The sequence below is a fragment of the Thioclava sp. F42-5 genome (assembly GCF_002213195.1).
GTDB classification, from domain to species: Bacteria; Pseudomonadota; Alphaproteobacteria; order Rhodobacterales; family Rhodobacteraceae; genus Thioclava; species Thioclava nitratireducens.
On sequence record NZ_NBNZ01000011.1, the window covers coordinates 44508 to 51830 of the forward strand.

6 protein-coding genes are annotated in these 7323 nt (G+C 48.8%); 1 reads left to right on the forward strand and 5 read right to left on the reverse strand.

The features are described 5' to 3' along the window. Positions 1-60 precede the first annotated feature (60 nt). On the reverse strand, positions 61-894 hold the full coding sequence (locus B6V74_RS18840; RefSeq protein ID WP_146694585.1) for a hypothetical protein: 834 nt from the start codon (positions 892-894) through the stop codon (positions 61-63). Between the two features lie 548 nt (positions 895-1442). Here B6V74_RS18840 and B6V74_RS19190 point away from each other — a divergent pair. Next, complete coding sequence (locus B6V74_RS19190; RefSeq protein ID WP_240497145.1) at positions 1443-1673, forward strand: hypothetical protein; 231 nt, start codon at positions 1443-1445, stop codon at positions 1671-1673. Between the two features lie 445 nt (positions 1674-2118). Here the strand turns inward: B6V74_RS19190 and B6V74_RS18845 are convergent, their stop codons facing one another. The 4 genes from B6V74_RS18845 to B6V74_RS18530 all read right to left on the reverse strand — a co-directional run bounded on the left by B6V74_RS18845 (position 2119) and on the right by B6V74_RS18530 (position 6713). Continuing rightward, entirely contained in the window at positions 2119-3201 is a 1083-nt protein-coding gene (locus B6V74_RS18845; protein WP_168184260.1) for a hypothetical protein, read from the reverse strand. A gap of 375 nt (positions 3202-3576) precedes the next feature. Continuing rightward, the gene (locus B6V74_RS18520; RefSeq protein WP_088723659.1) at positions 3577-4425 is read right to left on the reverse strand and encodes a glycosyltransferase; all 849 of its coding nucleotides are present in this window, start codon (positions 4423-4425) and stop codon (positions 3577-3579) included. Positions 4426-4458: 33 nt separating this feature from the next. Next, positions 4459-5364 carry a sulfotransferase gene (locus tag B6V74_RS18525; RefSeq protein ID WP_088723660.1) on the reverse strand — a complete coding sequence of 302 codons (906 nt, stop codon included), beginning with the start codon at positions 5362-5364 and terminating at the stop codon, positions 4459-4461. A gap of 23 nt (positions 5365-5387) precedes the next feature. Continuing rightward, complete coding sequence (locus tag B6V74_RS18530) at positions 5388-6713, reverse strand: polysaccharide biosynthesis C-terminal domain-containing protein (RefSeq protein WP_146694587.1); 1326 nt, start codon at positions 6711-6713, stop codon at positions 5388-5390. Positions 6714-7323 lie beyond the last annotated feature (610 nt).

Below are 7323 nucleotides of genomic sequence, written 5' to 3' on the forward strand. Positions count from 1 at the left end.
CAGCCTGCTCGCGCCGGGTCCAGCTACGTGTGCTGCGGTTGAGGTTGACGTCTAGCTCTGTCACGCGTGTGTCCCTCGATGGCTCGCAGCTGCTCCATAGCCCCAGCGCCCCAGATGTGGACCGATACGCTCGGCGATTTCGTCCTGCAGATCAGCGCTGTCCAGCTCGCGCCAGCGCTCGATGCGGCCCTTGTTGAAGGTCAAGCTGCCACCGTATACACGTTCGACAAGATTGGGGTCGTCGGGCAGCGCTCGTTCGAGATGGTAGCAGATTGCTTCTAGCGTCGCCAGCTGGCGGGGACGGCTGCCGCCCCCTTGGGGGCCAATCAGATCCTCGAAAGCAACGGTAAGCACGTCGTCACGCTCCGCCAGCCAGCCCTCAGCCCGGGTCAATACCTCGGCGAAGGGCCGCAGCCAATAGCCGGTGCCGCTGCCCCCTTTCAGAAGCCGCCTTACCCGTTCTTCGCGCGTCAGCGGCGCGAAATCTCCGTGCATGAAGTAGTCGGGGCGTCCACCGATCCAGTCCGCGAACGAGACAAGCATGTCGCGCGGATCGCGGCGAATGATGATCATCCGCGCGCCCTCGGCGCGCATCATTGCTAGGAACTCGGGGCTGTAAGCGGCGTGGCCACCGACGATTTTTCCACGCAGACGGCGCAACGTGTTGCGTACATATCTCTGCCGAACGCGCGCTTCGGTTTCGAGGCCGACGTCGACGCCGTTCGTTGCGCCGCGGACCAGCTGCTTAATTCTCTTGCGTCTGCCATAAAGTAGATGGGCGGCAATGCCATTAAAAGGCCCTTCGATGCCAAGCTCATTCAGCGCCGAATAGACGAGGTGATTACCCGACTTCCAGATGCCGTTAACAAAGATGCAGTGAGGTTTGCTACCCATCAACTTTAAGTCTTTCTATTTCTACCGACGATAGGTTCCGTTTGCGCGAATTCTTCATACAGTCGAGTGAAGCGACGTGCTATTCTCTCCCAACTGAATGTCGCGAGCGCCCAATCGCGCCCGCCTTTGCCCATATTCTCGAGTTCCTCGTCCGGGGTGGACATTGCCTCAGCTAATGCCGCGGCCAATTGATCAACCTCAGGAGCGACCCACCAGCCGCAGCCGTTCTCAGTTAACCCCTGCCAAGGCGTGGCAGTGCTCGCGATTACGGGGGTGCCAGAAATCAAGGCCTCTGGGACAGTGAGAGCAAAATTTTCAGATCGCGAGGGTAGGGCAAACAGCCGAGCCTGAGCCAGATAGGTATCACGCTCGCGCCCATAGCGCGGCGGGCCAATGAACGCCTGAGTGAGTTTTAACTCGGCTATCAGACTCCGAAGAATTTCACCGTAGCCATCCGGGTCAGGGCCACAGATCTCTAGAGACCAACCCGGAAAACGAGGTTCGACTCTAGCCCAAGCGCGAAGGAGTAGGTCATATCCCTTAACTGGATGGAGGCGACCGAGCGCGAGTATCCGTCGCGGACGGGCCTGCCAAACGGGGTGGACGACATCGCTGTCGTCCACCCCGTTTGGGATAATTTCAACCGGAACATCGCCAAGAAAGTTGCGGATATCCGCAGCCTCGGCGTGCGAGGTGGCGTGAAAACCTTTCGCTGCGGCAAGACAACGATTCTGAAAGAGGCGCTGGACCAAAGCTTTTCGGCGGCTCGAATACCTTAGTGCTTGAGGCGCCAGCATGCCGTGGGGAGATACGATTAGCGGACCACCCGTGCGCTCGACCCAACGTAAAGCGACGTAGGAGGAGTGCATCCACAGCCCGTGAAGATGGACGATGTCAGGGGCCAGTTCAAAAAGTGTCGAACCAAGTCGCGGGGCATAGCCAAAGGAGCTAGGGCCATAGGTGGTAAGTGCTTCCGGCGAGGCGCCGCGCCAACCCTCTACGTCGCCTGCGTCCCAAGCAGCATCACGTAGTCCGAGTACTCTTATGTCGACCCTTTTGGCGGCTAGCGCTTGCGTTAGTCCCTCAACCATTTGCCGAACTCCTGAAGCACGGCGGGACAGACGGCCAGCTAAAAACACAACCCTCATCTTGAATGCTCGCGGGCGGTGACGATTTCGTCATGCCTAATAGCAGACGGCAATTTTAAATAAAGATTCATCTCGTTCATTTCCGGTTAATCTCAACGGGATGTGAAGCAGAGATTCGCGTGCGTCTTCTAAATCTCGAGATGAGAAACGTCGCAATAATACAAGGAACGACGAAAAACCATACACGAGAGCCAAAGGTTGCCTGCCCCCCCCAAAAATAAGATACTAAACTTACGTCGAGGCAAACTAAAGGGCCTGCGTAGCCAATCGAGAAATTACGAACAAAAAATCGACATATCACTATGAGGGCAAACGAACAAATGATACCAATCCAGTATTGGTCACAAAGCAGATAGATTTGCTCACCTATGAACCCCAAAGAGATCGAAAATCCCTTGCCGTAACCCTCTCGTCCTAACCACTGATCTACTGAAATATATCCAACGCCTAGGGGTTTGGACGACCAAAGAAAACGTGGAACCCAGCTAAAAAATAAAAGTGATGCCTGGCCAAGCCACGCATCAAATCCAGAACTAGAAATGCATGATGGGTCACTCCATAGCTGCGCGGTACGAAATAGATGATCTGACGCAGAGCCCGCGCCTATCGAGGGGGAGGTCGAACCGCTGCCGTGGCGACTAAGAAATGCTATCATTAAAAAGAAGGGAGCGGATATGGCTACAAAAACTGGCCGTATCTTTATATATAAGTATTGATGAGCAATGAACATGGGGACGATCGCATAAGTGCCAATGACGATACGGCCATACCCCGACCAAAAATGAACTGCATAAATAAAAATAGTTATTAAGAAAAATAAAAGAGAAAATAGGACTCGAGATTTTGGTGGGTTGCTACGCAGGAAATGCTCAAAAAATGCCACTGCGCATGCGAACGGAACAGTGAACGCGAGGCTGCCAACGTTTCGGTCGAACTTTATAGCGCTCAAAAAAATAGCGGAAACAAGGAACGAGATCATGAGAGTGAGCGAAAGGCCTCGGCCTTGATATTCGTAGATCGGAAGTCGGAAAAATTCAGATATCTTAATCTGGTTCGCTTCCTTGATGTACCTTCTGGGAGAAGTTGCAATCAAAAGGTCAGAGAAAAGAAGGAAAATAAAAACAAATATCACGACATGAATGTGGCGGAAGCTTTCCATGTAAATTGCCGAGTAGGCGAAAAGAAATATAAATGTCGTAAAAATAGTGAGGCGAAGCGGATCAGCGGTTCTTCGGAAGGATGCGCGGAGAGTTTGGATAACAATTACTAAGATTAAAAATAATGTCGTAAGGTTAGCGTCCTCTTTGTTGGAAATTAGAGCAATGAAAATGACTGAATATAAAAGCGTGGTCAACAATATACCAGGACGGCCGAATAATTCTCTGGATCTCATCTTCCTGCCTTTCTTGAGGCGGGGGGCAAATATAGGTTGGAATACTTCGAATCGTAAAGCCTAGCCCAGTATTGATGCCGCAAGTTAAAAGAAAAAATCTCTAAGCTATCCATATTAATGATCAACGCGAAGAATTGAAATTTAATCAGGCGCATCACGACCACTTTTTACCTTCATTCCCTCAACGGCGCCCTTTCTTGCAAGCTTGAGTAAGCTAAAAATATGGCGGAATCCAAAATCGACTAGATCATGACGTGACATGCTGAGAAAGAGGCGGGAGATTTTCAACGTCGCAGATGTTATGCTCAAATTTTTGAAATATACGTAAGAAAATGAGCGCAGCCATTCGAGGCGCCTTTCCTTATTAACGATATTGCTTCTCTCTCGCTGCACGTGGATTACTGTCGCGGAATCAATCCGATGTATTTTGAAGCCAGCGCGACGAACACGAATGGCATAGTCTTGGCCCTCAGCGGCGACTGATAGCGCAGGATCAAACATTCCTACCTTCTCAATAATTTCTCGCGGTAGCAGAAAGCATGCCTCATAAAGAGTCGAGCCTTTCCAAAATACTTTATTGTCATTCAGAATTCTCCCGGTGTCATCCTCAATGATTTGCGGCGATACGATGCAAGGAAGGTTAGATGATTTGTATTCCTCTAAAATTTCCTTAAAGTCGCGCGAATTAATGATAATATCGTCATCAAGCGCTAAAATTAAATCTGCTTCAGTTCTTTCCCAAAGGAAGTTTCTTCCTTTCGAGACGCCAAGGTTCTCTTCGCTACGAAAATTTCGAAGTTTCGGGAAAGTTTCGGCGAGGACTCCGATCATATCGGTAGTGCCGTCGCTGGACCCGTTGTCAAGAACTAAGCACTCTGTAAATAAATTTTCAAGCTCCCGAATTCTTTTAAGGGTTTTGCGTAGATCCTCTCTACGGTTGTGGGTAAGCACACATATGGCGACTCTATTTTCGATGTTCTCCGCTCCCATTCACGTTATCTCGACGAATAGATTCTGAAACATTCATGTATTATAATTCTCGACATTGGCGTGCGCTCGCTGTGTGCCGAGATCTCGTAATACCTGATTGCGGATCTGTAAATCCGACTTAAAATAAGATTTGGCTTCGTCAAAAAGACCCTCCTCAAGTTGGGGATGGGTCGTGTCTTCTTCATTAAGCCTAGCTATCCACCGGAGTATCCCCATCGATCTCTCAAAACCAACTGCGCGCTTGATCCGTCGGGCGGTTCGCAGAATTTTTGCAATGGTTTCCGATCTGTTGCGCGTAGCAGAATTTTTCTTTTGGTAATTGATTTCCTGTTCTGAAGAAATATCGAGCCAACGGCACAGTGACCGAAAGACCCCTTGAGGGTCGTTACGCATATCGTCCAACAAAACTATATATACACGATCTTTTCCTGCATAATTAAGCAAATCGTCGAGCTGCCAACCAAGAGCGCAGGTGTGCTTAAGAGAGAAGAACCGTGGGTCGACAACTTCGACATTATTGAGAAGCCGATGCTCGCCCGCCCAACGGGCGTCTGAGGCTTGCCAAGCGCTTCGTAGATCATCAGCGAGTTCGAAGCCCGACTTTTTTTGCTCGTTATACATTGAGCTAAGCATTTCTACTGGGTCTCTAATGCACACCACGAAACGTGCAGAGGGAACTTCTCTTAGAATTTCTTTGTACGCACCACCAAAAAGATAGGATGTACTTGCATCGCAAACATACTTGGCTTTAGAGGGTGCGCCTCTGTAAAGTCTTAGGTATTCAATTTCGCTAAAGCGCTGACGTGTAGGAGAATAAAAAAAATGGGGCTCTTTAGGTTTCGGGGAATATATTTCTGGGTGCTGAGCCATCCATGAGACGAGCGAAGTTGTGCCACATTTTGGCGCTCCAATTAGGAACAAATTAGTCGGGACATCCATCGCGTTAAACGATCCTTTATCTGTCAAATTGGTTTGCGAAGGAGTTCGAGATTGATGGCTCGAGTGTCTACGAAACAGTTAACTTTGGCGGATCTCCAGCAAAAGAAATTCCAACCAAAGAGCGAGATTGTTGTCGCGGTAGCTGCGCCAACTCCACCGAATGAAGGAATTAATATTGCGTTCATGATAATGTTCAACATGGCCATCATGAACATTATTCGTAAGACAATTTTTTCGTGCCCAGATAGGTCGAGCAAGGATCGGACAGGTCCAAAGAAGGAGTTTCCCAGTTGCCCGAAGGTTATGATGAGCAGTGGAGCATACGCCGCTTGATAGGTTTCACCAAAGAGAATCTTTAACAGTTGTGCGCCCCATAGAAAGATAAATAGAGCGGCGAGTAATGCGCTCGCGAAAGCATACTTTGATGCTTTGCCCACGAGGCTCTGAAGTTCTTTATTTTTATTTTCGTGAAATAGAGTTGCTATACGCGGCTGTGTTGCTTGATTCACTATTAGCAGACCAAATGCTGCCCACGTCGCAGTACGCGTTGCGACGTTATAGATCCCAACTTCCGCGTTTTTTCCAAGAAATCCCATCATTACCAAATCTGTATTCGCCATTATTACGGAAATACCCGCTGAAAAGCTTAAGGGGAGTAGTGACGAATTCCAGTATTTTAATCTATACTTTGCGTGAATAAGGTTTTTCAAATTAATAATTCGAAACTTGGCAATTATAACTGCGGAGGCAGCAAGGGCGACTAAGGACGTGGCTATATGTATTTTGAGTGCAAATGCTGCGTCGATCCGGTGAATTTCAAATAGCGAAATTAAAAGTAGTGCTATCGAAAAAAGTACTGGTCGAACAAGCTCGGCAGATAATCCACCAAGAAATATCTTGTTGAATCCTCTGATCGCTGCTCCCGTGGCCCATAGTAGCGACATTGATGTTGAATACAGTATCGCTAAGTTTAAACTTTTGGGAAGCCTGCTCTCTAGTGTCCCAACATAGTTACTAGATAATTCGGTGATTGAAATTAGGACTAGGCCGAACGTTAAAATTATTGCGATGGCCCAGAGCCAAACGCCAATTATTTCATCTAGGCTCTCTCCCGATAATCCCCGCGCAGTTTCACGTAAAACAAGAACGGGAATCCCGCCAAGGATCGGAAGGAGGGCAATAGTCGCAAATGATAATGCATAGCTATAGGAGGCGTAGTCTTCGGTGCTTAAGGTACGTGTCAGAATGACCGTGAGCGCGACACTTGAAATCATTGCTAGTGATCTCAGTACTAAGCTTTGGATTGCAGGATTTGAAAAGAGATTCAATAGCTTTTTTGCTGTCAACAAGAGGTGTTTTGCTTATCTGCCTTGGAGATTATTGTGCAAATCTAGAGAAACTTATTTCTGATTTTGGGCGGCGCTTTAAAGAAGGTGTGGCTGTTGCGGAACACGAATGAAGTGATGCTTCGTGCGCACGATAGTCGACGAGCCAAGTAGCCCCTTGTTCGTTGGCACGAAGCAGCGAGCTCCGGCGACCATCTTTGCTATGGAACATCTGTAGTTAGCATGAGGTTCATCCCAAAAGTCTATAGCGAATAAATTCATTTCCTTGACAAGTTGCTTGGACATCGTGGTCGTCTCGTTTCTAGCGTCGTCGTCTTTATGCTTTCAATAAACGGCGGCTTCGGCGGCGATGAAGTGACTACATATAGTTAAGGAGACTCTCCCAGCTCTCTGGGCGCTTAGCGAAGCGTTTTTGCCGCGCCTAGACGCTGGTCGTTCGAGCGACATCACCGCCCATTTTTATCGTGAAGCAACACGGCTAAAGTTTCAGATTTCTTGTTCAAAGAGAAACCGTGATAGCAGAAATTTTTCAAATGGCTTTCTTCAGCGCCTCGACCAGATCGGTCTTCTCCCAGGAGAAGCCGCCATCGGCCTCCGGGGCGCGACCGAAATG